Origin of the sequence: Leptospira kirschneri serovar Cynopteri str. 3522 CT, from assembly GCF_000243695.2 — a bacterium.
GTDB lineage: Bacteria > Spirochaetota > Leptospiria > Leptospirales > Leptospiraceae > Leptospira > Leptospira kirschneri.
In genome coordinates, this window is the sequence record NZ_AHMN02000004.1 from 662,486 (window position 1) to 687,753 (window position 25,268).

At 35.6% G+C, this 25,268-nt stretch carries 16 protein-coding genes; 8 read left to right on the forward strand and 8 right to left on the reverse strand.

Annotation, left to right across the window (positions count from 1 at the left end; translation table 11 throughout):
• Window positions 1-24: 24 nt before the first annotated feature.
• The 6 genes from pbpC to LEP1GSC049_RS221270 all read right to left on the reverse strand — a co-directional run bounded on the left by pbpC (window position 25) and on the right by LEP1GSC049_RS221270 (window position 11,629).
• Entirely contained in the window at window positions 25-2,112 is a 2,088-nt protein-coding gene (gene pbpC / locus LEP1GSC049_RS221295) for a penicillin-binding protein 1C (RefSeq protein WP_016560513.1), read from the reverse strand.
• 194 nt (window positions 2,113-2,306) lie between these two features.
• Window positions 2,307-8,021: an alpha-2-macroglobulin family protein gene (locus LEP1GSC049_RS221290; RefSeq protein WP_420890159.1), complete on the reverse strand. Its 5,715-nt coding sequence runs from the start codon at window positions 8,019-8,021 to the stop codon at window positions 2,307-2,309.
• Between the two features lie 48 nt (window positions 8,022-8,069).
• Window positions 8,070-9,404 (reverse strand): TldD/PmbA family protein, encoded by a 1,335-nt coding sequence (locus tag LEP1GSC049_RS221285; RefSeq protein ID WP_016560504.1) that lies wholly within the window; start codon window positions 9,402-9,404, stop codon window positions 8,070-8,072.
• Window positions 9,401-10,786 carry a TldD/PmbA family protein gene (locus tag LEP1GSC049_RS221280; protein WP_004762016.1) on the reverse strand — a complete coding sequence of 462 codons (1,386 nt, stop codon included), beginning with the start codon at window positions 10,784-10,786 and terminating at the stop codon, window positions 9,401-9,403. The genes LEP1GSC049_RS221285 and LEP1GSC049_RS221280 overlap by 4 nt, the downstream gene beginning before the upstream one ends.
• 38 nt (window positions 10,787-10,824) lie before the next feature.
• Window positions 10,825-11,202 carry an LIC11742 family lipoprotein gene (locus LEP1GSC049_RS221275; protein ID WP_004762141.1) on the reverse strand — a complete coding sequence of 126 codons (378 nt, stop codon included), beginning with the start codon at window positions 11,200-11,202 and terminating at the stop codon, window positions 10,825-10,827.
• 37 nt (window positions 11,203-11,239) lie between these two features.
• Complete coding sequence (locus LEP1GSC049_RS221270; protein ID WP_004752021.1) at window positions 11,240-11,629, reverse strand: HIT family protein; 390 nt, start codon at window positions 11,627-11,629, stop codon at window positions 11,240-11,242.
• Window positions 11,630-12,666: 1,037 nt separating this feature from the next.
• On the opposite strand from LEP1GSC049_RS221270, the gene LEP1GSC049_RS221265 reads away from it, so the two are divergent.
• The 5 genes from LEP1GSC049_RS221265 to LEP1GSC049_RS221245 all read left to right on the forward strand — a co-directional run bounded on the left by LEP1GSC049_RS221265 (window position 12,667) and on the right by LEP1GSC049_RS221245 (window position 18,637).
• Window positions 12,667-13,491 (forward strand): hypothetical protein, encoded by an 825-nt coding sequence (locus LEP1GSC049_RS221265; RefSeq protein ID WP_004751769.1) that lies wholly within the window; start codon window positions 12,667-12,669, stop codon window positions 13,489-13,491.
• A 221-nt stretch (window positions 13,492-13,712) separates the two neighbouring features.
• Window positions 13,713-14,813, forward strand: coding sequence for a recombinase RecA (gene recA, locus LEP1GSC049_RS221260; RefSeq protein ID WP_004752583.1), 1,101 nt, complete (start codon window positions 13,713-13,715; stop codon window positions 14,811-14,813).
• A 229-nt stretch (window positions 14,814-15,042) separates the two neighbouring features.
• Entirely contained in the window at window positions 15,043-16,059 is a 1,017-nt protein-coding gene (argC, locus tag LEP1GSC049_RS221255; RefSeq protein WP_016748732.1) for an N-acetyl-gamma-glutamyl-phosphate reductase, read from the forward strand.
• Window positions 16,060-16,065: 6 nt separating this feature from the next.
• The gene (locus LEP1GSC049_RS221250; protein ID WP_004762165.1) at window positions 16,066-18,003 is read left to right on the forward strand and encodes a long-chain fatty acid--CoA ligase; all 1,938 of its coding nucleotides are present in this window, start codon (window positions 16,066-16,068) and stop codon (window positions 18,001-18,003) included.
• The gene (locus LEP1GSC049_RS221245; protein ID WP_004752758.1) at window positions 17,993-18,637 is read left to right on the forward strand and encodes a nucleoside phosphorylase-I family protein; all 645 of its coding nucleotides are present in this window, start codon (window positions 17,993-17,995) and stop codon (window positions 18,635-18,637) included. Before LEP1GSC049_RS221250 ends, LEP1GSC049_RS221245 begins: the two co-directional genes overlap by 11 nt.
• Here the strand turns inward: LEP1GSC049_RS221245 and LEP1GSC049_RS221240 are convergent.
• Window positions 18,623-20,392, reverse strand: coding sequence for a patatin-like phospholipase family protein (locus tag LEP1GSC049_RS221240; RefSeq protein WP_004752113.1), 1,770 nt, complete (start codon window positions 20,390-20,392; stop codon window positions 18,623-18,625). The genes LEP1GSC049_RS221245 and LEP1GSC049_RS221240 overlap by 15 nt on opposite strands.
• Before the next feature lie 127 nt (window positions 20,393-20,519).
• Between LEP1GSC049_RS221240 and LEP1GSC049_RS221235 the strand changes: the two genes are divergently transcribed.
• Window positions 20,520-21,116 carry a DUF4254 domain-containing protein gene (locus LEP1GSC049_RS221235; protein ID WP_016560519.1) on the forward strand — a complete coding sequence of 199 codons (597 nt, stop codon included), beginning with the start codon at window positions 20,520-20,522 and terminating at the stop codon, window positions 21,114-21,116.
• Window positions 21,113-22,174, forward strand: a complete 1,062-nt coding sequence (locus LEP1GSC049_RS221230; RefSeq protein WP_016748733.1) for a glycosyltransferase family 9 protein — start codon at window positions 21,113-21,115, stop codon at window positions 22,172-22,174. The genes LEP1GSC049_RS221235 and LEP1GSC049_RS221230 overlap by 4 nt, the downstream gene beginning before the upstream one ends.
• A gap of 337 nt (window positions 22,175-22,511) precedes the next feature.
• Here LEP1GSC049_RS221230 and LEP1GSC049_RS221225 read toward each other — a convergent pair whose 3' ends face one another.
• Window positions 22,512-23,822 carry a glycosyltransferase gene (locus LEP1GSC049_RS221225; RefSeq protein ID WP_004751891.1) on the reverse strand — a complete coding sequence of 437 codons (1,311 nt, stop codon included), beginning with the start codon at window positions 23,820-23,822 and terminating at the stop codon, window positions 22,512-22,514.
• Window positions 23,823-23,940: 118 nt separating this feature from the next.
• On the opposite strand from LEP1GSC049_RS221225, the gene LEP1GSC049_RS221220 reads away from it, so the two are divergent.
• A complete protein-coding gene (locus LEP1GSC049_RS221220; protein ID WP_004763201.1) occupies window positions 23,941-25,260 on the forward strand; it encodes an O-antigen ligase family protein in 1,320 nt (439 codons plus the stop codon).
• The last annotated feature ends 8 nt before the right edge of the window (window positions 25,261-25,268 follow it).

Genomic DNA, 25,268 nt, shown 5'->3' on the forward strand with positions numbered 1-25,268 from the left:
AGCCGGTTTGCTGCAAGATAAAAACTATCTTACTTCAAAAACGACGCTATCTATGATTTTCCCGTTTTGATCTTGTAAAGAAAGTATGTGAAATCCTTTTTGCGGTTTCCAAAATACTTCTTTTTCTTTTGTTTCTTGAATCGTATTTCCGTCTAAAATCCACTTAAATCCGAAACCGAATTGAGAAGCATAAAAATGTAATCTTTGTCTTTCGTCTGGTATGTCCGGGTCGAGAGCATAGATGGTTTCGTTTCCAGGAATTAAAATTTTAGGAATTTTTGAAAGTTCTGTCAGTTGACGAGTTGGAGAATTATAAGACTTTTTTAAAGTGAAATCGTTTGTATGTTCTTCTCTTTCTTGAAGTAGATTGATGATTGTATTCCAAATTGGAGCGGCTCCAGTAACCCCGCTTACGTCCCACATTGGTTTACCGTTCATGTTTCCTACCCAAACCCCCACGGTATATTTTTTAGAATAACCTATACACCAATTGTCTCTCATATCTTGAGAAGTTCCGGTTTTAACCGCAGTAAAAAATCTTGTACTAAGATGATTGTTTAATCCAAAAGATAAAGAGCGGTATTCCCGATCGGATAGTATTTCGCTTAACGTGTCTGCAGATTTTTTAGTATAAATTCGATTCCAAAAATTTCCTTCTTGGAAATTTTCTTGGATTGTTTGTTTGGCTTCGAATGGAAAAAAAGTTGGTTTCGAACTGATTCCTCCGTTTGCAAGAGTTCTATAAGCGTTTGTCAATTCAAAAAGAGTAACATCCGCGGTTCCTAAAGCCAGAGAAGATCCGTAAAAATCTGCTCGTTTTAGACCGCTCAAACCCAACTCTCTCAGCCTTTCTACAAAATCAGGAACATTCACAAGATCTAATACTCGAATCGCCGGTATATTCAAAGAGGACGCTAAAGCGTATTTGGCCTGTACATTCCCGTGGTACGTATCGCTATAATTGGAAGGTCTATAAATTCCGGAAACTGCATTCCATTCCGTAGGACTGTCTTCTAAAATAGAATTTGGTTTTAATACTTCTTTTTCAAACGCAAGTCCGTATAAAAAAGGTTTTAAAGTAGACCCCGCTTGTCGTTTTGACTGGATCGCGTCCACATAAAAGGAATTACTGTCTTCTAAATTTCCTACATAAGCTAGAATAGCTCCGGATATATTATCTAAAACTAAAATTCCTGTTTCGGCGACGTTTTGTTTTTTTAATCCGTATAAATTGTTTTTTGCAATTTCAGTAATTTTCCATTGAAGATCAAAATCGATTGTCGTTTTAATTTTTCCGTCTGTAGAAAAGATTCCCGGATTTTCTCTGAAAATTTTTTGTGCGGCGTGATATGCAATTCCTTCGGTGGAAGGTAAATTGTTTATTTTGGAAGTGGCTTTTTTTGCCACACTTTCAAAGGAATCGCAGAGTTCTTCTTTTTGGATTTTTTTTGCTAAGATACAACTTCGTTTTGCCAATATTTTAGAACTTGCTCCTGGATAAGGCAGCATCGCAACCAATAGAATGGATTCGATATCGCTTAACGTATGCGGTTCCTTTTGAAAGAGTCCACGGCTTGCAGCCCTAAGACCTCTTAATTCTCCTCTAAATTGTGTTAGGTTAAGATACGCGGTGAAAATTTCATTTTTAGTCCAAGTTTTTTCTATTTTTTGAGCGAATTCCATCTGCCCCCATTTATCAAAAATGTTTCTTTGTCCTGGTTTCGTTCCTAAAAAAATTCCGGCAAGTTGCATGGAAAGAGTGCTCGCACCCCGTTTTGAATTTCCAAAAAGTCGATCTTTGATAGAACCTAAAATTGCGATCCGATCTACTCCCGAATGTTCAAAAAAACGTTTGTCTTCTTGTAAAAGTAAAGCGAGTAGAAGAGTTTCTGGAATTTCTCCTTCTTCCGTCCAAGAAAGTTTTCTTTCTCTAACATTCCATCGTATGGTCTGTAAAATTCTTCCATGATGATCTAAAATTGTTCCGTCGGAAGGTAGATACGAATTTCTAATTTCTTTATAAGAAGGAATTTCCGTATTTTTTTCCCCTTCGGAAAAAAGTAAATTCGTATATAAGAATATACTTAATAAATATAGAATCAATCGTATCATTTTAAACATAATTCTTATTTTAATAAGAATTCTTTGAATCGTTTCTGAATTTTAAAAATCCAATTTACACAAAACTATATAAAAGAGTACCTAAAATTTATTACCGAAGCGATATTTTACGATGAAAATTTATAGTACTCAATTTTAGAGACTAACACATTTTTATTCCAAAAAAATTATATTCAATTTAAAACTTATTCCTTGGTGATCATTTGATCCGGATTTGGTAATTCCGCAAATTGATCCGGAAGATACATCGCTTCTACCCTAGTAGGAGGTAATATAAATTTTCCAGTTTGGTTGATTCGATATACATATTCTAAAGTTACAGATCCTGAGGGTAAATATTCAAAATATGCAATATAACCTTCCCATTTTCTTTCTATAAAAGTAGGAGATGACCACCAATTTTCTTCTTTTGCCAATTCTGATCCGGAACGAGAATCGTTTCCAAGTCCAGAACCTAAGATACTTGCACCCGCAGGAATCGGGTCTTTGAGCGCTATCCAAGATAGATCGGATTCAGTATAAATTTTTAAACGTACACGAACCATATCTCCTTCTTGAAAACGAGTTTTTTTATTTCCGGATTCATCTAGAATTTCCTTTTCCAATCTCATTCCACTTTCTAATTTTTCTTTCAAAGGTAAGGCAGCTTTAGTATGAATTACAGCGTATGGTTTTCCGCTTCCGTTCTGGACGAATTCTAAATTTTGAGCGTTATGTGGCATTGGAAGCTTTAATTTAGTAGGTTCTTTTTGATTTTTCCATTCCAACGTATTTGAATGATTTTCCAGAGTAATAACGGTGGTTCCTTCCACGGTATCTTTTTCGAATTGTTTAGAATAAGATTGAAAGGCTAAAATTCCGAGCGCGTTTGCGGTAGTAATGTCCCAATGTCCTTTGGATTGTCTAGAAATGGCTCCCCGAATTAGACGTGGAAGATCCTCTTTCCAACTCGGATCTTTTACAACCGAAAGAATTGTCTTCATGACCGTAGAATCGTTGGAAGATAAAAGCCACCAAAGACTGGTTTCATCTACAAAATTGTAAGAAGTTCCCTGGATCCTAAATCTAGATTTCAAAAGTATATCTAATTGAGGAATTTGATTTTTGTATATTCTAGATTTTGAATATATATTTCTTAAACTGATAAGAACGTCTGTAGGAAGAATTTTAGGATCGACTTGAATGGTACGAATTGTGTCGTCCCCTACCGTTTGAAAACGGGATATTGCGTCGAGCAAGATGATTTTTTTCAGTAGAAAATCAGTGTTAGAGATATAACTGTTTCTATAGATCAATCCGTTGACGTAACGATTCAGAGCTTCTAAAAGTGTATTTTGGATTTCTTCCGGAATTTTTTTACCAGATTCCGAAGAAAGAATCAATACGTAACTAGTCAGTATTTCGCTTCCATACAAGGACATAGGAAAAAATTTCAAAAGCCCATCCCCGTCCAGGTATGTATTTAAATGATTCATAATATGATTCCAATCTTTTTCGGATGAAATTGCTTTGGAAAGTTTTTGTTCCAGACAGGAATATGGATAAAGATTCATATATTCCTTAGAAGAAAGGATCGCCCCACCCGTAAGAGATGATTTTAGACTGATTTCTAATTGCCCACTTCCGGCAATCGCTTCTTGATTTTCTTGAACGGGCAAACTCAGTTTACCGTCTTCTAATCTTAAGAAAGTGGACTGTAATATTCTAACAGGAATCGATTCCCCAACTTTCTGACGGAAACGAACTATGTCTGTAAAAGTCCCACCGGTTTCTTTTGTTTGAAACTCGTATACAATTTCTTCTTTTTGAATAGGGATCGACAAGTTCCAATAAACGTTTTTAGATTCTCCCGCCTTTAATTGAATATTCTTAGTTTCTAATTTAAGATCTGGTGATGTTCTAGGACTTATTTCTAACTCTAAATTTCTTTCGGTAGTATTTTTAAGAGAAATTCCGCTTAGGATCTCGTCTTTTTCTCTGGCAAAAGGAGCAATGGAAGGATAGATGAGTACGTCTTTTGTAGTTCGTATCTGCGTAGAACCAGAACCGAATTTGTCTTTGCCCGAATGAACGATTGCAACTATTTTAAAAGAGGTTAATGAATCGTTTAAAGGGATTTCTACTTCTAAAAATCCGTTTTCATCCGGTTTTAAATCCGGTTTCCAAAAAAGAAGAGTGTCAAACAATTCTCTGGTGGTGGCCCCACCACCTCCGCCTCCCGGAGGTAAACTTTTTAATCCGAAATGTCTTCTTCCTACAACATGAAGTTGTGCCGTAGAAGTTTGTACTGAATTTCCACGTTGATTCATCATTGCCTTGAGTAGATCCCAGGTATCGTTGGATTTTAATTCTAAAAGACCTTGGTCAACAGCGACTAACGTTATTTTAGAATCTTTCTTTACTTGTGTGGAAGGATGATCGATCTGAATTTTTACTTTTACTTTTTGTCTTGTTCCGTAAACGGTTTTATCCGTTTCTATACGAACGGGAACTTCGAACGGTTTCCAACCGACTCGAATCTGTGCCATACCTAACCGAAAAGATGGTTTTGCCAAATCAACGAGCGCGGTTTCTTTCGGACTGTCTACTCTTCCTCGAACCGCCAAGACCGAAACAAACACGTTAGGCGCAAAAGAACTTTCGATCGGAATTTCAATAACGGGTTCTTTACCACTTAAATTTCTAATATAAGAATTGAGGATTCCTTCTCTTTCTACTGTAACAAGAGCGGTTGCTTCTCGAAAAGGCATTCTTACTTGAAATTTTGCTTTTTCACCGGTTTGGTATTCTTTTTTTTCTGGAATCAGATCCATACGATCGTGATCACTCGCGGCAAACCATAAATCGTCTTTTCCAGTGATCCAAACGGAAGAATTTGCCTTTACTTCTTCTCCAGAAAGAGAGGCCTCAAAATAAACTTCGCCCGTCGTTTTTAAGGAACCGTTACAATAGAATAATCCTTTTGAATTTGTTTTACCGGAACAAAATTCGCCTAACTCTTTTACTTCGGACTTATGTTCATAACTATAAAAACCGCCTACTAAACGTTTTCTATTCGAATAGTATTTTTTAGTAAACGCGGTTACGTTTACTTTTTTTCCTTCCACTGTAGTTCCTTTTAAATCTAAAACGGCAACTTTCAATTTTATAGAATCTTGAACCGCCGCCCAACCTTCGGAAGCAATTCCGATATGATACTGAGAAGGATAAATTGGAAAAGATCTATAAACGCTTTGAATTTCGCCGTTTGGATCTCTATATTCCAGTTCCGTTTCTAATTTTTGAGTTGTATCGGATTCTGGAATTGATCGAACTGTACTTTCAAAAAAACCTTTTTCATCCAGTGTAAGCTGGGTTTTCGTAAAACCGATATTAGACTCTTCTCTAATTTCCGTTTGATTCACCTTACCGTTGCTAAACGAAAAATCGGAATAATCCGAAAAATACGCACCACCCTCAAAAGTAACTCTAGTTCTTAAAAGAACTGGAAGTTTTCCGGCTCCTCCGCCGGAAAGATAACGGACGTTTCCATTAATTCCAAGTTTAGAAGGATTGATGTTAGAACCGGAGGTCTGAATGTCCGCCTTCATTAGAGGAACCCTAAATTCTTCTACTCTAAACTCTCCGATAGAAAATTCTCCTCTATCTTTTGAAGGTGATAAAATAATTTGATAAGCTCCTAGGTTAGCTTCTTTTGGAATTTTAAATTGAAAAGAGCTGGTACCTTCTCGATCCCATTTTAGAGAAATAGAATATTCTTTATTACTTCCAGAATGAACGATTTTTGCAAACGTAGGATATTGGTTTTGACCTGGAATTTCGAATCCAAAAGATTTTTTTGTTCTAGAAACAAGTTTTATGGATGCGATTTCTCCAGCGCGAAACAAGGTTCTATCTAAAATAGGATGAAATACTACGTTTTCATTTCCGTAGTCTCCCGAGGGTAGATTGAATCTCCAATTTTCAATTCCGTTTTGCCAACCAGTATGAGTGAATGTAAAATCGTCTTCAAAAGAGGCGATCAAAAATAAACCGTTCTCGTATGACTTCCACGAACAATGTGGAATTTTATTTTTAGCTAAAATTCCTTTTATGATAAGTGTTCCGTAAGGTCCGGTTTTACCCGTGAAAATTTTTTCTTTTTTACAATTAAAAATCTGAATGTCCGCGTTGGGTACGGGTTTGGAGTCGTTTAGTTTTGTAACCCAAACCAAGGAGGATTCGTTCCCCCATTTAAAATGAAGCGCAAGGTTGGTTACTAAGGCGGAGGTCCTAACGTAAAAAGGTTGATTGATTCCTAATAAAGAATTTCCTAATATATCAGATTTCATTTCAACTACGTGAAAGCCCGGTTTTTTCAAAGGAATTCCTACCACTTCAAAACGACGGGCGCCGTGATTACTTTGAAGTTTTATATCATTGGTTGAAGATTTGTCTTGGAAGGATTCAAAGATGGACTCCTTATGATCTAAGTCTTCTATCGTTTTGAGATAACGAAGAATCTCTGCAATTTCTCCGGATCCTAAAATCAATTCCTTTCCCGTGAATTGTTTAGGTGGATTTGATTTTTCTTCTTTTCCGATTGCCCAATTAAGAATTTCTTTTCCTTTTTCTTTTAACTTATCGAACTGTTCTTTAATTTTGTCTTCTGTGTCCGGACTCGTTTTTACTTGATAGAGACGAACCGGATTCTCGGCTTCTAAATTTCGGATTGTAACTGGAAGAATCGCTTCTGGAAATCTTTCTAAAATTCCAAATTTAGAGGCAAACTTTAAAAGAGGAGGATAATCATCCGTAAATACTGTGAGAGGAAAAGAAGATTGATTAGAAAGAGTTCTTCCAGCATCATCTTTGATACCAGAAGGCAAAAGAATCTGAAACTTTGACTTAGGAGAAAGAGGAACCGGAAAACTCACTTCGTATTGGTAGTCTCCATTTTCAGAATGAACTTTCGCGGGAATCGTTTTTCCATCGTTTGTCTGAAGCTGAATTTTTTTAAGAATTTCTACCAATACAGGAGAATTGAATCTTAAAATTAAGGGCGAAGAAGGAATACAAGCCGCCTTTGCGTTTACACGATCACAGTTAAACTCTGCTCTAAATGTTTGTCTTACTGAATATTCAATTTTTCTTGTAGAACTTCTCGGGATTCCTGATTTAGACTTTAAACCTTTTTCTAAAACGAGATAAACTTTTTGACCGCTCGGAAATTTCTGATCCGGTTTAATTAAAATCATTCGATCTGTTTTTTGGATGGTTCTGGTTTTTAAAATTTCTTTTTCTACAGAATCTTTTACGTAACTAAAACCAATTTTATCTTTGAGACCTTCTACCACAAAATAAATAGAATCGTTTGCAGAAGAACGATCTAGATCCGTATCCAAATTTAAAATAAAAATTTGATCCTCGTCTATATAGATACCTTCATAAGGAAAAGTATGATTTTCTTCGAGTTCAGGACCTCCGGTATGAAAGGAAAACTTTTCTCCTTCGTTCAAAAAATTTCCAGAAACAGACTTTACCTTTTTAGTTTCAAATGTACATTCAATTCCGCCTGGAAGTAGTTCTGGAAATTCAAGTACCCAGTTTTTATCGTCTACCCAACGTTGTGCACCTTGTAAAGGACAACGGATTTCAAAAGGAAATAAGGAAAATTTAGGATTTCCGAGAGGAATCATCGATTCGGAAAAACGAGCTCTGATTTGAGAAGGTTTTTTAACTTCTCCAGTTGGAGAAAATTCGATCTTTATCTGCGCGTTCAGTGTGGAAAACGCAAAAAAGAAAAGAAGACTACTCCCAATAAAGGCAATTTTTTTTACGCGTTGATTCCAAATACAAGATATAGAATAATTAGTTTTTTGAAAAAAATGGCTCAATGGGGTTCTCCCGAAAAGAAGGATATAATTCGGAAATAAAACCCAAACCCGAAGAAGAGGCAAGCGAAAACTTTAACTGGCTATACTTGCCTCACGAATTAGAATATCTGGAATCTTAATCGAAGAATAAGAGTCGTTGTATTCATTGGAAATCCCATCAATCCTAAATAGTAGATCAAAAAAATTCAGATTCATAGTGATACTATCTACTGGATGAACTGGATTTCCGTTTTTATAATATACTCCCTGAACTCCGATGGAAATTTCTCCAGACACGGCGCTACAACCGGAACCACCTTCTAATTTTAAAATGTAAATACATTCTGGAACACTTTTTAATAATTCTTCCAGAGTTTGATTTCCTTTGGGAACCACGTAATTGTTAAACGAAGTACCTACCCTTCCACCATAAGAACGAATTGCGTTACCAGTGGAGGAAACACCGGCTTTTTTAGCAGATTCTAAATTGTATAGATAAGTTTTTAAGATTCCATTTTCGATGATCGCTTTTTTGCTGGTCAAAACCCCTTCCGCGTCTAAAAGCCTGGAACCTGGATAGTCACTAACGTGTGGATCGCAAAACACATTCCAATTTTGTGATGCAATTTGAGAACCTATTTTTCCGTCTAGTCTGGAAAGACCTTTTTGAACGTTATCCGCTGAAAAAGGAGAAGAAAACATTCCAAAAATTTGAGGACTAATACGGTTAGAAAGTAGAACCGGATACGAACCACTTTTTACCGGTTTTGCGCCTAAAAGAGCTAAAGAACGTTCTGTTGCAGTGGATACGATGAATTCTGGATCTATTCGATTTAGATCTAAACCGGAACGGGTGTAACCTCCCATTTTTTTGGTCTTTCCGTCAGTTGCGACTAACGCAACTCCCGCAGAAACCAGGTTCGATTTTTCGCTATGATAAAGACCATTCGAGTTTGCTAATATAATTCGATTCCAGGTTTTCCCAGCGTATGAATAGGGAACGTTTTCGATCTTACCGCCTACGGACCAAGCTAAATCGTCTAACTTCTCTCCAGTAGATCTCAACCATTCAAAACCTAAGGATTCTAAAGATTCTTCATAAGAACGAATTTCTATTTTAGGAAGTTCAGTAGGATCAGGTAAATCAATATCAAGAGGATCTGAAATTTTGGACTGAGAAATTGCGTCTTCTACCATTTGAGACAAAGCCTCTTCTGATAATTTTTCGCTGTAAGAATAACCTGGTTTTCCAGACTTGATCAAACGAATTCCAATTCCTCTAGAATTGGAAAGTTCAGTATTGCTGACCCTTTTTCTAAAAAGTTCAATTCCTACATCTTTAGATTCGGAAGCCACTAAATCAAAACCGTCTAAATCTTTCTTTTTACAAACGTCTAACACGTATTCTACGGAATGTTCCAGATTCATGAACGACCTCCTACCAAGATTTCATCCACTTTTAAAGAAGGTTGTCCCACCGTAACCGGAACAGAACCGGAAGCCGCACCACACATTCCAGCTGCTAATTCTAAATCATTTCCTACCATACTGATTTTTGGAAGAATTTCGTCCCCTTTTCCAATTAGAGTGGCTCCACGGACCGGCTCTGCTATCTTTCCGTTTCGGATAACGTATCCCTCTTCCACAGAAAAATTAAATTCTCCAGTAGACGGATTGACCGAACCTCCTCCCATTTTTTTGGCGAAAAGTCCGTAATCGATTCCGGATAACATAGAATCGAAAGAGTCTTTACCTGCAGCGATATAAGTGTTTCTCATTCTAGAAACGGGAGCATACATATAACTTTCCCTTCTTGCGCTTCCTGTTTTTTCAACTCCTACTTCTTGCGCGCCTATTCGATCGGAGAGATAATTTTTTAGGATTCCATTTTCAATTAAAATTGTTTTTTGAGGAGCAGTACCTTCATCGTCTACGTCGATACTTCCCCAGGAATCTGGAATGGTGCCGTCGTCGATTGCGGTTAAACAAGATTGTGCAATTCTTTTTCCGAGTTTATCTACAAAGGGAGAAGACTTTTTACGAATTGCTTCCGTTTCCAAGGGATGACCGCATGCTTCGTGAAAGATCACTCCTCCGAAACCGTTTCCCATTACTACAGGCATTTTTTTTCCTTCGATGTAACCCGCAGATAACATTAAAAGAGATCTTTCTGCCGCGGTTTTGGAAAGTTGTTCTACTGGAAGATCGCTGAAGAATTCAAAACCTTTTTTGGCTCCCGGATTTTCGGATGCTACAAAACGTTCACCTTCTTTTTCGGCGGTAACGTTGATATTAAAACGACTTCGAACTCTTAAATCTTCTAAAGATAAACCTTCCGAATTGTAAATTCCAATTCTTGAAACCGAGTCAAACGCGGAAACGCCGACTTGTACAATATTGGAAGAAACGTTTCTAGCCGTTTTATCGGCTCTATGTAAAATTTCTAATTTTTGATCGGGAGAAATTTTTCTAGGATCTATGACGTTAATGGAAAAAGAAGGAGTTTTCAAGTCTCCTTTTAAAACCAAAGTTTGGCTTTTTTCTTTTACGGCACCTCTGGAATCCGCTAAAATATCTATTAGAGAAATCAAATGTTCTAAATCTTCATTATTTGTATGTGCATATAAAACATCGGTTCCATAGATCAATCTAATTCCAATTCCATAATCGATTCCGGCAAAACTTTGTTCTATTTTTCGATCTCTTAAACTTACAGAAGAAGATCTTGTTTCTTCTTCGAAAATTTCCACAAAATCCGCCTTTCTTGAAAGACCGGCTTCTAAAATCAGTTGAGTTTTATTTATATTCATTCTATTTTTTTAGACTTAAAAACACTTTCAAATTTAAATTAAGGTTTTTTAATTTTTTCTCTATATTTGATTGCGTGTGCGGTCGCTTTCCATCGGATCCGATTCCAAACGATCAATAGAATACTCGTTTCTTCTATTTCAAAACGATAATTGATGATCTCGTCTCCTCCGAGTGTTTTGGATTTATCTAACAACTCTTTATAACCTGTTTCACCGGTCACCCAGAGTAACAACCAAGAGGTATAAACTCCTTCGGTTTCTACGGTTCCTAAAATTTGGAAATCTTCCGAGTTTAAAATGTATTGAGTGTAATTCGTACTCAATCCGGGAATTCGAATATCTCTATAAATACAACTTGAAAACAAAAAAGAAACGATCCCTATGAATAGTATATTTTTAAATCTTAAAATTTTCATGAACTTATCTCCATTACATAAATTCTAAAAGAAAACATTATAAATCTCGAATAGACTGATCTTCCCACAATTTACCCTGTAAAGCAAGTTTGATGTAATCAATTCCTTTTAAATCGTCAAAATATCTTGGAATTAAGTGAAAGTGCATATGTGGAACCATTTCGGAAACGGTTACTGTATAAATTTTAACAGGAGAATGATTTTTATAAATCCAATTTGTGGCAAATTCAAGGGCTTTTCCGAAATCCAAAAAGGATTCTTGAGACCAATCCAAATAGGAAGTCCAATGAGAACGAGGTTCTATATAAAGATACCCTTTGAGTTTTTTTTCTTCCTCACTATGACGAACTGAAAATTCTCCGAATCGAACTAAAATTTCAGAAGAATCGCAGGACTGATGAAAATTACAAATAGTACAATCGGACATAGTAAAACCTAATCGTAGATAAATATATAATGATTTTAGGGATTCTTATCTTGTATAGGAGAAAACGAAATAATGTACGAATAAAGATCCAATGATAAGAACGTGGGTCCAATCACTTTCTAACTTTCGATCTGTCCAAAATTTGAATCCATTATTTTAAATTAAAATTTTTGAACCGAAGTCGCCTTTAAAAAAATATTTATACTCAGAATTAAATAATAAAATATCCAATCTAATAGTTTAAGTTTTAATAATATACATTCAGAATAAAAAAATAAGGGCAAATCCGGCTTTGTCGGATAGAACTTTAATAAACTCATATAATTGAAGTTAAGCGATAAAACAAAATTTTATAGATTCATTGAATTTGTAAGAACGGCTGTAATACTACTCTTAAATAATATTCAAAATCAACGGTCGATTTTGCAAATGTGCAGAAATTCAAAAAAATCGTGCAGAATTCAAAAATTGTTGGCTTTTTGATGAGGGAAATACCATACTTAACTTTTAAAACAGGCTTATTTTTACTCATAACTATATAATAAAATACCTAATATTTTGCATAGAATCAGTGTTTTGTGATAAAATTAACGGTACTCAATTTTATAGAGATCAGTAGTGGCCAGTAGATTAGAATGAATCTTCAATTCAATGTGGTAGTTCTCACAGGAACCGTTGTATTTGTGTATGATTTATAGTATTTTAGTATTCTTTTGTAATTATAATTTCTATATGAGTTCCCACATCTTTGTGAAATATTTTCTGAACTTAAACGCATCTTCCTCTAGACAGATTTCTCAGGGTATGTCACTCAATAGAGTTTTTGAAAAATTAATTCTTGATCTGTTTGTATTGGATTGAATGGACAATTGAAGCAATTTTACGAATTTTCACTATGGAATTTTTCAACAACTCTAATATAACTTTTCTATAAAATTCAAAAAGGAACGTAGTTTTGTAAAATTTTTATATGAAATCGCAGTTTTACAGTTTATCACAAAAATGAAAAAATTAAACTTATAGAATATGAGGTTTTTATGAATCGTCTTTTTTTTGTATTCTTTCTTTTTCTATCTTTGAATCAATCTATAAAAGCAGAAACGTATAGTTTAGTAAATACAATTACAGAAATAAAAAAATTCTTAAGAGATCCTGCGGTTGTGGAAAAATACTGGCTTTTAGAATCGATTCCTGTTTGGCAAAAAGAAGAAGAATCTAGATTAGAAATCTATTTAAAAAAAATACTTTCTATCCAATTACAAAAACAAACTTTCCCTAAAAAAGAGATTCTTAAAACAGAATTCAAAAAAATTCAGAATTTAGGAGGAATCCGAATTCGAAACCAAAAGTCCACTTTGTTTTCTTTAGTTACATTCGGAGACGAATTTCCGAATCTTTCTCAAATTCGTAGTTTTAAAATACAAGATTATTACGTTGATTTTTATTTAGGAAGACAGACAAGAATTCCCCCCGTTGAATTTTTAAAAACTGGATTAGTTTGTTCGTTTTATTATTTTTCGGAGGACGAAACCCTTCTTTATTCTCAAGAATCCTCAGAATGGAAAATTACCACCGAAAAAAACTGGGGAGAATTGAATTCTTTTTTCAAATCGAAAAACACATCCTGTCAAGGTTGTGAAAAAATCAGACTCGCAAACGGCACGTTATTCTTCTTTCCTTCTCAATTGACAATTCCATTTTGGATTCGTCTTGGGATTGGTATTCTGGTTTTTATTTTTGCTTTGGCACTTACGTTTTTTTTCTTTCTAAGTTTTTGGATTCGAAATCGAGAAACTCTTAGAAAAGCGATTCAAGCTCAAAAAACATTGGATCAGGAAAAAAAATCGATTCTTTCTCAATAATACTCAAATTTTTGCTATACAAATACTTAGATATATTTTAATTTTGTTCTCAGAAAACCAGGTGACATAAACCTGAGTTTTTGAAAAAAATTGAAATCGATTCATTTTTTTAGATCTCGAAACCTAAATTTGTCCGGGTCGGGAGCTATATTTAAAAAAAGATCGCCGCTTTTAGAACGCGGTGGCATCGCCAAGAACCGTTAAGGTAGGAGGCAAAAAACATGGGAGAAAGTATCATGAAAAAAACAAAAGAAGATGCTCCGAGCGTAGACGATTCTAAAAAGTTAGCGATCGAGCAAGCGATGAGCCAAATTGAAAAACAATTTGGAAAGGGTTCGATTATGAAATTAGGATCGGATTCTGCCAAACAAACCGTTCAAGTAATCCCTTCCGGTTCCTTGGACTTAGACATTGCACTGGGTATAGGTGGTTATCCGATCGGTAGAATTGTAGAAATTTACGGACCTGAGTCTTCTGGAAAAACTACTCTCACACTTTCTGCAATTGCGGAGGCTCAGAAAAGAGGTGGTGTGGCAGCGTTTATAGATGCAGAACACGCTTTAGATCCATCTTATGCCAAAAAACTTGGGGTTAATATAGATGAACTTTTAGTTTCTCAACCGGATAATGGAGAAGAAGCATTAGAAATCTGTGAATCTTTAGTTCGAAGCAACGCAATCGATTTGATCGTAATTGATTCTGTGGCAGCTCTTGTTCCCAAGGCTGAAATAGAAGGAGACATGGGAGATTCTCACATGGGTTTACAAGCAAGACTCATGTCCCAGGCACTTAGAAAACTGACTGGTACCATTGCAAAATCCAAAACTGTAGTAATCTTTATCAATCAAATTCGTATGAAAATCGGTGTTATGTTCGGTTCTCCCGAAACTACAACTGGCGGAAACGCTTTGAAATTCTACTGTTCAGTTCGTTTGGACATTCGTAAAATAGAAACGATCAAAGAAAAAGAAGAATCTGTAGGAAACAGAGTACGGGTTAAAGTAGTCAAAAATAAGTGTGCTCCTCCATTCAAACAGGCTGAATTTGACATAATCTTTAATGCTGGAATTAGCAGAGAAGGTTCTCTGGTTGACCTAGGTGTAAAGCATGATATTATTCATAAGGCCGGAGCTTGGTATTCTTACAATACGGAAAAGATCGGCCAAGGTAAAGAAGCGGCTAAAGAATATTTGAAAAACAATCCTGAAATTGCTTTAACCATCGAAAATATGGTCAGAGATCTAAATTCTCTGCCTTTGTTAGTTCAGGAAAATAATAAAAAGTCTCGTAAAGAGGAGAAATTAGAACAGGCTGCAGGCTAAACAACTGGCTTTCTTTTTAGGAACCCTTGACCGCCGGATGAGAAATCATTCGGCGTTTTTTTTAGTTACAGTATTTTACCTAAATTAAAATCTTTCTCTATAGAAACTAAGAGTTTGTTTTAAACTTTTTATAAGGTAAATTTCTCACATTTTTTTCAAAGAATTTTGTTTTTGTGTGAGTTCCTACATTCTCAAGTTTTAGTACAAAACTCTAAATACAGTTAGGATTATGGCAAAGATTAGTATTTTAGGAGCTGGGGGATTGACTGGAAAGGAATTACTTTTACTTCTCTCCCGCCAAAAGGAACACGAAGTAGTTCACATAACAAGCGATAAACTTGCAGGTAAAACAATCTCGGAAGTTTTTCCAGAAGTGCCGTTTCCCAAAAATCTAGTGTTTAAAAAACACGAAGATATTGTTCCTCTAAAATCATTGGTAGTACTTGCAGTTCCTAATGAAGTTTCTGTAGAATCCGCTCCTAAGTTTTTAGACGCCGGACATAAGGTCATAGACCTTTCCGGAGTTTACAGACTTCATAATCAAGAAATATTAGAAAAATATTATAAACTAAAACATACTCGTTTTGATTACGTAGATCGGGCGATATTTGGTATTCCTGAAATTTTCAGAGATCAATTGAAAAACGCGGATTTCGTTTCCAATCCAGGATGTTTTTCTACCTCTGTAATTTTACCTATATTTTTACTGGATAAACTTAGAAAGAATCTCAGACCTAGAATTGTAGTCGATTCCAAATCAGGGGTTTCCGGCGCGGGAGGAAGGACAGAAGATTCGGGTTATTCTTATACAAGCGTATATGAAAATTTTAGAGCGTATAAAATTCTTTCTCACCAACACGAACCGGAAATCCGGGAGTATGTTTATTCTAAATCCGGACTTTCCGATCCGGAGGTGATTTTTACTCCTCATTTACTTCCGGTTTATAGAGGAATTCTTTCTACAATCGTATTAGAATTCGATTCTGAACCCGAGCAAGATCCTATTTCTATTTTAGAAAATTCTTCTTTAAATGAACCTTTTATCCGTATCTTAAAAACGCCAGAAGAAGTTGAACTAAAAAAAGTACAACATACAAACTTTCTAGATATTTCACTTCGCAAAAGAGGAAACACGTTAGTCGTCGTTTCTGCACTGGACAATCTGGTAAAAGGTGCGTCAGGTCAGGCTTTACAAAACATCAATTTAATGACTGGAACCAAAGAAACTTCGGGGTTACTTCCCTAATTCACTATGGAAAAAACAAGTCTATATCATCTAATCAGAGACGTTTCTTCCGTTTATTCGGATAGACCTATGTATTGGATTCGGGAAGAATCCGGAGATTTTAGAGGAATCTCTTATAAAGATTGGTATGAAAATCTCAAAAATCTTTCTACATTTCTAATCGATCTAGGAATGCAAAAAGGAAATACGGCGGGACTTATCTGTGATAACCGATACGAATGGTCTCTTTGTTCCCTTTCGTTAGTTACAATCGGATGTGTAGACGTACCTCGCGGATGCGACGCAACAATAGAAGATCTGAAATATATATTAGAACATTCTGAAGCTAAAATTCTTTTTTTAGAAAATGAGAAAGTACTAAAGAAGTTATTAGAAGACAAATCCAGCCTTGCCAAAGTAAAAACGATTCTTCTTATAGACCCTCCTATAAAGTGGAAAAACTTAGAAAATTCCCGAGCACTACTTTCCGGAATTCAATTCTTATTTTTAGAAGACGCACTTTTAGAAGGAGAAAAATCCAGAATCAAAAAGGGAGATAAAACTTATGATCAAAGAGGTGAGTCCTTAGTCGGAAAAGATTTGGCCACGATCATTTATACTTCCGGAACAACAGGTGCTCCGAAAGGTGTGATGTTAAATCACAGAAGTTTTACTTGGGGAATTCATCAAATTCAAGAATTTGTTCCCGGTTCCTACAACGATAGAACCATCCTATTTCTACCACCTTGGCATATTGCAGAAAGGCTTTTGGAAACAACTCTCATCGCCTGGGGAGCTTCAATGGCTTGTTCTTCCATTCCAACAATTCCAGCAGATATGCAAAAAGTAAAACCTACGGTTCTTGTTTCGGTTCCCAGACTTTGGGAAGGTCTTTATAAAAGAATTCATGATACCGTCAGAAAATCTCCTCTTTTCAAACAGAAACTTTTTCACTTTGCAGTTAAAATTGCAGAAATCACCACAAACCTTCAAGATACAATTCGAGATTCTTACGCCACTACGAAAATGGAAAACCCAAATCAGAAATTGTTAGATCGTTTTGTAGCGAGTGTATTTTTAATTTCTATGATTCCTATCAAAATCCTTTCCTATAAAATTTTAAAAAGAGTGAGAGATCTGTTCGGTGGTAGGATCAGATTCGCGTTATGCGGTGCTGGGGCTATGCCTTCACATATTCAATTTTTCTTTCGAAGTGCCGGAATCCATATCATCGAAACCTATGGAATGACAGAAACCACCGGAATTGGAGCCATCGGTGAATTTCCAATTCCAAAAAATGGAGCCATCGGCGCTCCGTTACCCGGAACCGCGATCAAACTCGTAGGAGAAAACGGTAAAATTGTCACAACTCCAGGTGAAAAAGGGGTCGCTTGGCACAAAGGTCCTCACGTTACGATGGGCTATTATAAAGAACCTGAGAAAACTTCCAAAGCGTTACAAGACGGATGGTTGGATTCAGGAGATATTCTCACTTGGACTCATACCGGAGAATTAAAATTTGCAGGAAGAGCAAAGGATACGATCGTTCTTTCTGGTGGAGAAAACTTAGAACCTGCTCCGATCGAGGCAAAACTTACAGAATCAGAATTTATCAATCAAGTAATCGTAGTCGGTCAAGATCAAAAAAATCTAGGAGTTTTAATTGTTCCTTTTTTTGATCGTGTTCAGGAAGAGTTTCAAAACCAAGCAGTAAAAATTCCAAAGGATCCGGGTGAGTGGAATTCTTCCAAAGAAGTAGCCACGTTTTTTAAAAACATAGTCAAAGATAAAATTTCCACAAAGGCGGGTTTTAAATCCTTTGAAAAGATCGCTCACGTTCATATACTTTCTAAGGAATTTGAAAAGGGAAAAGAAATGACAGAGACGATGAAACTCAAACGAAACGTTATTTTTGATTTATATCAGGATGTGATTCAATCTTTGTACGATTATGATGAAGATTAAACTTCCAAAAACAACTCTAATCTGTTCTGCGATCGAAGAAGAAGTAGATCAGATTTTAAAGTTAGAAAAATTTACAGTTCTTGTTTGTGGGATCGGAAATCTAGAAGCGGGTTTAAATCTTCAAAAATTTTTATTGGATCGCCTAAATAATAAAAACTTAATATTTCCTACTCAGATTTTATTTATAGGTTCCGCAGGTGTATATCCTTGGTTACAACCTAGTTTTTGGAAAAATAAATTTGGATTTTCATTCCAGTTTGAAAATCAGGAACTTGCCAGAATAGAAAGAAAAGTTAGAGTTCCAGAAACGGTTCCGGATTTGTATGAGTTCCCACATTCTTTCGAATTTAAATCCGTAGAAGAAATTTTAATTTCAAAAACGAACGCCACGGGTTCAATCACGATTGAGGACGTTTCTGGAAAATCCTTAGAATATCTAAGAGAACACGATTTAGGATTTGAGAATATGGAATGTTTTGGACTTGCAAAGGTTTGTAATGACTTTCAACTTCCTTTTTATTCTTTTTTTGCATTAACAAATACCGTTGGACCTTTTGGAAGTGAAGAATGGAAATTCAACTATAAAAAGGAGTCCGCAAAACTTCAGGAATTTCTTTTATCATTTTTTCTTTAAGAATTTTTTTCCTGGGTAAAATAAATCGTAGATTTCTTCTAGATGTGTTTCTGCCTCCTCTTCTCCTTTGTGAATGATTTCCCTAAACTTATTAAAGTCAAAAAAGGAAAATTCCTCTATATGAAGATTGATGAATAAATCCATCTTATCTTTTCTAAGTTTTGTGATCTCCCTTCCTTCCAACGTGATTGCCCTTCCCATAATTTTGAGGATAGGTGGATATTTTAAATCTTCCCAGAGATTTTTAAAAAAAGATTTTCCAGTAATCTTTCTATCTTCTAAAAGTCTTACGATTGCCTCGTCTCTTAGAGGAGAAACGTTTGCAGATAAAATAATGTCCGCTCCTTTTTGTCTGATTAAACTTTCAGGAACGTTATTGATGACTCCTCCGTCTACGAGCAAATGATCTCCATGAAAGATAGGAGGAAACATTCCAGGCAAACTCATTGCCGCGGCCAATGCCTCCCAGACAGGTCCACGATCCATCACGTATTCTTCTCCGCTATGAAGGTCCACCGCGGACGTTACAAAAGGGATTTTTAAGTCTTCAATTAAAGTGGAACCGAATGCTTGTTTTAACATTCGAGTCATTTTTTTACCTTTAAAAAAGGAAACGAGTGGAATTGTAGGATCGAAAGGTTTGTCCAATCCTCCAAAAAATTTATAGATCATTTTATAGATCGTTTCCGTATTTTCTCCGCGGGCATACAAGGCTGCGATTACCGCTCCAAAAGAAGCTCCGGAAACCACGTCCACTTTTATATTCTCTTTTTCTAATACTTTTAAAAGTCCTACGTGTGCAAGTGCCCTGGCTCCACCTCCTCCCAAAGCGAGCCCTCTCGTCCTGGATACAAGATACCTAGAAAACGTTTCTTCTTTATGAAATATTTTCTGATGTTTTACGCTGTCTTCAGGTCGTATAGAATTGACGGAATCTACGTAACGAATCGTTCTTCCCGCAAAATTACGGATTCTAGATCGGAAATAAGATATAATTTCAGTTTTTTTCTTTTGATTACGTTCTGGATTATCTTCCCAAAAAACAATCTGATCCGCTTGTAAAAGTAGTTTATCTAATTCGGGTTTCAAACCTACTTGCTGAAAATATAAATGAATGATCGGGAACTGATTTCTAAGTAAAGATAATTTTCGAATTGCATCTTGTAGACTGACTTTTTCGAAGGATTCCATCGGAACCAAAGTCATCTTTCCAACGTGGGAATAACCTCCTATCTCTACGATTGCGTCTAACTTTTCCTTATAACCTTGTACTTCTTCCAAAGGAACGTGACAAATCATCCTTCTGGGAAGAGATGTCATTTTGTTATCTGGTTCTAGATGTTCTCTAAATCGGTTACTCATCAAACGGATTAAATTTCCAGAAAGAATAGGTTCTTTTTGAGCTAGTTCTAAAAAAAAATGCCCATCCAAAACATAGAGTAAAGTATCCATTACGGCAATCGCAGAACCTGCGTGTTGTGTTCTAGTCATAAGACTGTTTTCCGCAAAAAATTCTCCTTCACCTAAATACTTTACCGATTTTCCCGATTCTCCGAAAGTAAGCATCACCTCACCATGTCTGACTATAAAAAGTTTATCTGAAATATCCCCTCTATAGTAGATTACATCATGATTATATATATTTCTTTCTTCGATATTCTGATAAATACGAGCCAAAACGGTTGGAGATAATTTTTGAAACAAAGATATTCCAGAAAGAAACTTTAAAATTTCGGGATGAATTTTTCGTGCCATAAAACTCTAATGACTCTATTTTAATAAGACGAGAAAGTAAAGAATTTCTCAATGGGTCATTCTACAATCGCGTTTCTTGATACGCTTTTCTCTTGATTTTCTGGCTTGTCGTCCAATGTTATACACAATGGCTTTGAAAGCGAACTCCATCGTATCTATTTTTAGACAATCCGTGGTAAACTGGCATAATAAAAAAACGGCCAACCCTTTTCCACCTGACAGCGTAGAGTCGATTCTTTATAGTAAAAATCAAATTGATACAATCCAATGGCATGTGGAAGACGAAATCCGCAGACCCGATTTGCCGGACCAAGAGTTGGTAGGTTTTAAAAGACAAATCGATAAACTCAATCAGGAACGAACCGATCTAGTAGAAATTTTAGACGATCGTATTTCTTCCGAATTTCAAAACGTTCCTAAAAAATATGGAGCGAGAATGAATTCGGAAACCCCTGCTTGGTTGATAGATCGGATGAGTATTTTAGAACTCAAAATCTATCATATGGAAGAACAAACTCAGAGAAAGGACGTAGATGAAAATCATATTCTTGCCTGTAAACGCAAACTAGAAGTACTTTTAGAACAAAGAAAAGATCTTTCCCAATGTTTGGACGAACTTTTGGAAGATTTAAAAAACGGTGATAAATTCTATAAAGTTTATCGTCAGATGAAAATGTATAACGACCAAAATTTGAATCCTTCTTTGTACTCTAAAAAATCATGAATTTATTAGTCATGAGGTTTTCTGCCATGGGAGACGTCGCTCTTATGGCGCCTGCAATCATAGCTATCGCGGCAAAATATACAAATATCCAACTTACCATTGTTACACGGGGAAATTACGCTCCTTTCTTTTATAATATTCCAAATGTAAACGTAGTCGGTTTTAATTTAAAACGGTATCGGGGGATTTTAGGTCTTTATAGGCTTTTTCTGGAAATCAATAAATTAGGCCCATACGAAAAAGTAATCGATCTTCATTCCTCCGTTCGCTCCAGATTGATCAGTCTTCTTTTTTCCATTCGTGGAATTGGAGTATTTCGGATCGTAAAAGGAAGAAAAGAGAAACTCAGACAAATTCGTCAAAAGAAAAAGATTCTGACTCCACTTCCTCATACGGTGGATCGTTATCTTAAAGTTTTTGAACACGCAGGTTATCCTGCTTCTGCAAGAAAAGGTCCTTGGATCAACGTAGATCCAGAATCCAAAATATTCGCAAAAGAATTTTTCGAATCTCAGAATATTCAAAAAAAGGAAAGTCTTTGGATCGGCTTTGCTCCGTTTGCAGGCCATGCCCTAAAGGAATGGCCTAGAGAAAAAAGTAGAACTCTGCTTAAACTTCTTTTAGATGAATTTACCGGTGTCAAAATTTTTCTTTTCGGTTCTAAAGAAGAATCTAAAATTCTTTCGCAGTGGGGACAGGGCCTTGAGGAATCCGTTAAAATAGTTTCCGGAGGTAAGTTAGGAATTCGAGGTGAATTGGGAATTATGGAAAGGATGGACGTAATGATAGGAATGGATTCGTCTAACGTTCATATAGCGGCGCTTCTCAAAAGACCCGTGATCGGAATTTACGGAACCACACACCCCTATTCCGGTTTTGCTCCTTTTGGTCAGGAAGATTCAGGAGTATTACAAATAGATCATTTATCTTGTAGGCCTTGTAGCATCTACGGAAACACCACTTGTTATCGCAAAGACTTTGCTTGTATGGAATGGATTCAACCCGAAGACGTTATCAAAAGAATCCGAATCGTTTATAACATAAACACTTTGTTTTAATTGATCCGAACTTTTTAAAGATTTGTTTTATAAAACCTGATTTTTTTGTAAAATAAGATGTGGGAACTACCACAACATCTAGATTTTACGATTAAATTTTAAAAAATGTAGGAAAGTATATTTTATTTTTCTTACATAGTTTGTCGCAACACAATATTTCAACCCACACTTTATAAAAGTATAATATTTAGTCCGCCCACAAATTGAATTTGCAGTAAAAAACCGTCCTGACGTTTCTTCAGATCCACAAACAGCTTTAGTAAAATTTAAATTTGTAATGAATCGTAAAAAATATTTTAAAAATCTTCTGTTTATTTTGAATAAATTTTATATGTATTTATTCAAAATATCTTAAGAACTGATCCAAAGGATCCGGAAGAGAAAAAAGCATATTGATAAGTGTGTTTCTTTTTTTCTTATTTTTAACGCTTGCGATCGTTTTATAAACTTCTTCCATCTTATCCACACACGAATTCATTTCATGACTTTTAGAGATTTTGATGGATTCTTTCGAAAATTTTTCGTAAAGAACTGGATCTTTCAAAATCGCAATCGCTTTTTCGGCAATTCCTTTTACGTCGAAAGGTTTTGCGATGTATCCATTTTTTCCATCGTGAATGAGTTCCGGAATTGCAAAAGAATCTACTCCTACCGCAGGAAGTCCACAAGCCACGGATTCTAAGATCACAAGTCCTTGTGTTTCCATTGTAGAAGCAGTCAAAAATAAATCATATTTAGGATATTCTTCTGGAAGTTGTTCCCTTTTGATAAAACCGGTGAAAGTCACAGAGTTCTCCACTCCTAAATTTTGAGCCTGTACTTTTAAAGAAGGAAGCGCCGGGCCATCCCCTATAATCGTAAGTGTAGAATCTGGAATTTCATCATGAATCAATTTGAATGAATTTAAAATTACGTCACAGTTTTTTTCGTAAGAAATTCTTCCTACGTGTAAAAGTTTAGGGGCAGAACTCAGTTGTTTTATGGTTCCCTTAAAACTAGTTAGGTCGAGCCCGTTGGATATGACTGCAATTTTAGTTTTTAAACCGAATTCGCGGAGTTGTTTTTCGATCAGATGAGAAGGTGAAATGATAAGGTCACAACGTTCGTAAATGTTATTTGAAATTTTAAGAATGATCTTTTTACGTATATTAAATTTATCGAATTTTTCTATCTTTCCTAAATCCCTCATCTTCAATTTTTTATTCGATTTACTGACTCTTAAAAAAAGTTTATCTAATTTTAAAAGTCTATAGAAGGAAAGATACATCTCTTGTTCGGACATCAAAGTATGATATGTTCCAATCGTAGGAATTCCATATTTTTCAGTCGCGTTGATTCCATAAAGACCCAATAAACCGGGAGTATGAATATGCACCAGATCCGGCTCAAACTCCTTAATGATCCTTTTGATTTTAGTAGGTGAAGGAAGAACCACTTTGATATCAGGATAACTTGGTAAATAACCACTTCTAAATCTTTCGATCCGGATTCCATCTCCTAAGGAATCGAAGTCCCCTTCTCCGTATTTAGGACAACAAATTGCAAAGGTATGACCTCTTTTTGCCAGAAGATCCGCGAAATTTCTCATAGAAATTGCAACACCATCCACCTTAGGAAGAAAGGTATCGGAAAAATAAAGAATTCTCATCAAAGATCTCCTCGTTACAGGATTTATTAAAATCCAAAGCTACTTCTTTGGATGGAAATAAATATCGAATTTACAATTCCCAGGTTTTATAAAATCTGGGTTCAATCGATTAGAGAAGATGTCCGAACGTCTTAGAAAAATCACTCTTTTTTTATTCTGCTCGAGTATCGTAGCGATCGGCCTATCCGTATCTATCAGCCAAGGATTTTTAGTACTCGCGTTTTTATTTTCTCTATTCTCATCAAAAACTTCCGGATTTTGGAAAGAGCCTGTAATTTTGATCGGGGTTTTATTTTTCGGTTGGTATCTAGGTGATTTTTTAATTCATTCTTTTAGAGAAGAAAATTTTAAAATTTACTCTAAAACCGCATTTAACTCGGAACTTAAAGATATTTTTCTTTTTATCGGATTATTACTATCTTGGAATTTAAGAAAAGAGGAATTTCCTTCCGTTCTCAAAGCTCTAAATGTATTGTTTTGGGTTTTACTAGTAACCGGTTTTATTTCTAGTTTTTCTCCAATTCGACTTTCTAGACTTATCAGCGATTTATATAGAGAATCTTCAAATTGGAAGTTCACACATCCAATGGGCCAAATTGGTGGAATATCCATTTATCTACCAATCGGTTTGATGAATACCCATCTGACTTTTGGAGGACTTTTACAGTTCTTTTTTACGATGCCGGTCTTTCTCTTTTTGAAATCCGTATTTGACAAAAATTTTAAAAAGGCGGGAATCAACGGAATTATACTTTTATTTTTTCTTTACGTAGTTCTTTTAAACAATGCCAGATCATCTTTGTTAGGCGGTCTATTTTCTTCTGTTACCGCATTGATTGTGTTAGGTGTTGTTCGTAAAGAATTACCATCCGCAAAAATTATTCTTTTTACAATCGGAACTTTTGCTTTTTTACTTTTTGTAGGAATTGGGCTTTCATTTACACAGGCAGGGCAAAAAATCACGGATCCTCTTTTTGGAAAAGAAAAACATACGGACGCAGGAAGAGCGTTTATTTGGGACTCCACGTTTCCTTTGATCGAAAAAAATCCATTTACCGGAGTTGGTCCGGGCAACTATAATCGAGAGATCGGAAAATCCAGAATGGAACATTCCGAAAAGTACAGAGAACTCTATTATTTTTATGAAACGACCCAAAGAGGACACGCACACAACGATTACTTTCATCTTTTGGCCGTTTTTGGAATTCCGTCCTTTTTACTTTTTCTTTTATTAGGAACCGAACTATACCGTAAATTGATAACTACAAAACTTTCGTATGAACGTTCCTTGTATTTTTTTGGTTTATCCGGATTTTTTATTTCGGGACTATTTCAATGTTATTTTCAAGACGATGAAGTAGTGATTTTATTTTGGATTCTTTGCGGACTTTTTTTAAGACTTTCAAAAAAAGAAACCAATTCCTCTGAAATGGTTTAAATACCGTA

What these genes read in the sequence shown, in the direction of transcription:
- LEP1GSC049_RS221250 (WP_004762165.1), top strand. Translation starts at nt 16,066, where the DNA reads ATGGAAAAAACAAGTCTATATCATCTAATCAGAGACGTTTCTTCCGTT.
- LEP1GSC049_RS221285 (WP_016560504.1), bottom strand. Translation starts at nt 9,404, where the DNA reads ATGAATCTGGAACATTCCGTAGAATACGTGTTAGACGTTTGTAAAAAG.
- recA (WP_004752583.1), top strand. Translation starts at nt 13,713, where the DNA reads ATGGGAGAAAGTATCATGAAAAAAACAAAAGAAGATGCTCCGAGCGTA.
- LEP1GSC049_RS221230 (WP_016748733.1), top strand. Translation starts at nt 21,113, where the DNA reads ATGAATTTATTAGTCATGAGGTTTTCTGCCATGGGAGACGTCGCTCTT.
- LEP1GSC049_RS221220 (WP_004763201.1), top strand. Translation starts at nt 23,941, where the DNA reads ATGTCCGAACGTCTTAGAAAAATCACTCTTTTTTTATTCTGCTCGAGT.
- LEP1GSC049_RS221265 (WP_004751769.1), top strand. Translation starts at nt 12,667, where the DNA reads ATGAATCGTCTTTTTTTTGTATTCTTTCTTTTTCTATCTTTGAATCAA.
- LEP1GSC049_RS221275 (WP_004762141.1), bottom strand. Translation starts at nt 11,202, where the DNA reads ATGAAAATTTTAAGATTTAAAAATATACTATTCATAGGGATCGTTTCT.
- LEP1GSC049_RS221270 (WP_004752021.1), bottom strand. Translation starts at nt 11,629, where the DNA reads ATGTCCGATTGTACTATTTGTAATTTTCATCAGTCCTGCGATTCTTCT.
- argC (WP_016748732.1), top strand. Translation starts at nt 15,043, where the DNA reads ATGGCAAAGATTAGTATTTTAGGAGCTGGGGGATTGACTGGAAAGGAA.
- LEP1GSC049_RS221235 (WP_016560519.1), top strand. Translation starts at nt 20,520, where the DNA reads ATGGCTTTGAAAGCGAACTCCATCGTATCTATTTTTAGACAATCCGTG.
- LEP1GSC049_RS221280 (WP_004762016.1), bottom strand. Translation starts at nt 10,786, where the DNA reads ATGAATATAAATAAAACTCAACTGATTTTAGAAGCCGGTCTTTCAAGA.
- LEP1GSC049_RS221225 (WP_004751891.1), bottom strand. Translation starts at nt 23,822, where the DNA reads ATGAGAATTCTTTATTTTTCCGATACCTTTCTTCCTAAGGTGGATGGT.
- LEP1GSC049_RS221240 (WP_004752113.1), bottom strand. Translation starts at nt 20,392, where the DNA reads ATGGCACGAAAAATTCATCCCGAAATTTTAAAGTTTCTTTCTGGAATA.
- pbpC (WP_016560513.1), bottom strand. Translation starts at nt 2,112, where the DNA reads ATGATACGATTGATTCTATATTTATTAAGTATATTCTTATATACGAAT.
- LEP1GSC049_RS221245 (WP_004752758.1), top strand. Translation starts at nt 17,993, where the DNA reads ATGAAGATTAAACTTCCAAAAACAACTCTAATCTGTTCTGCGATCGAA.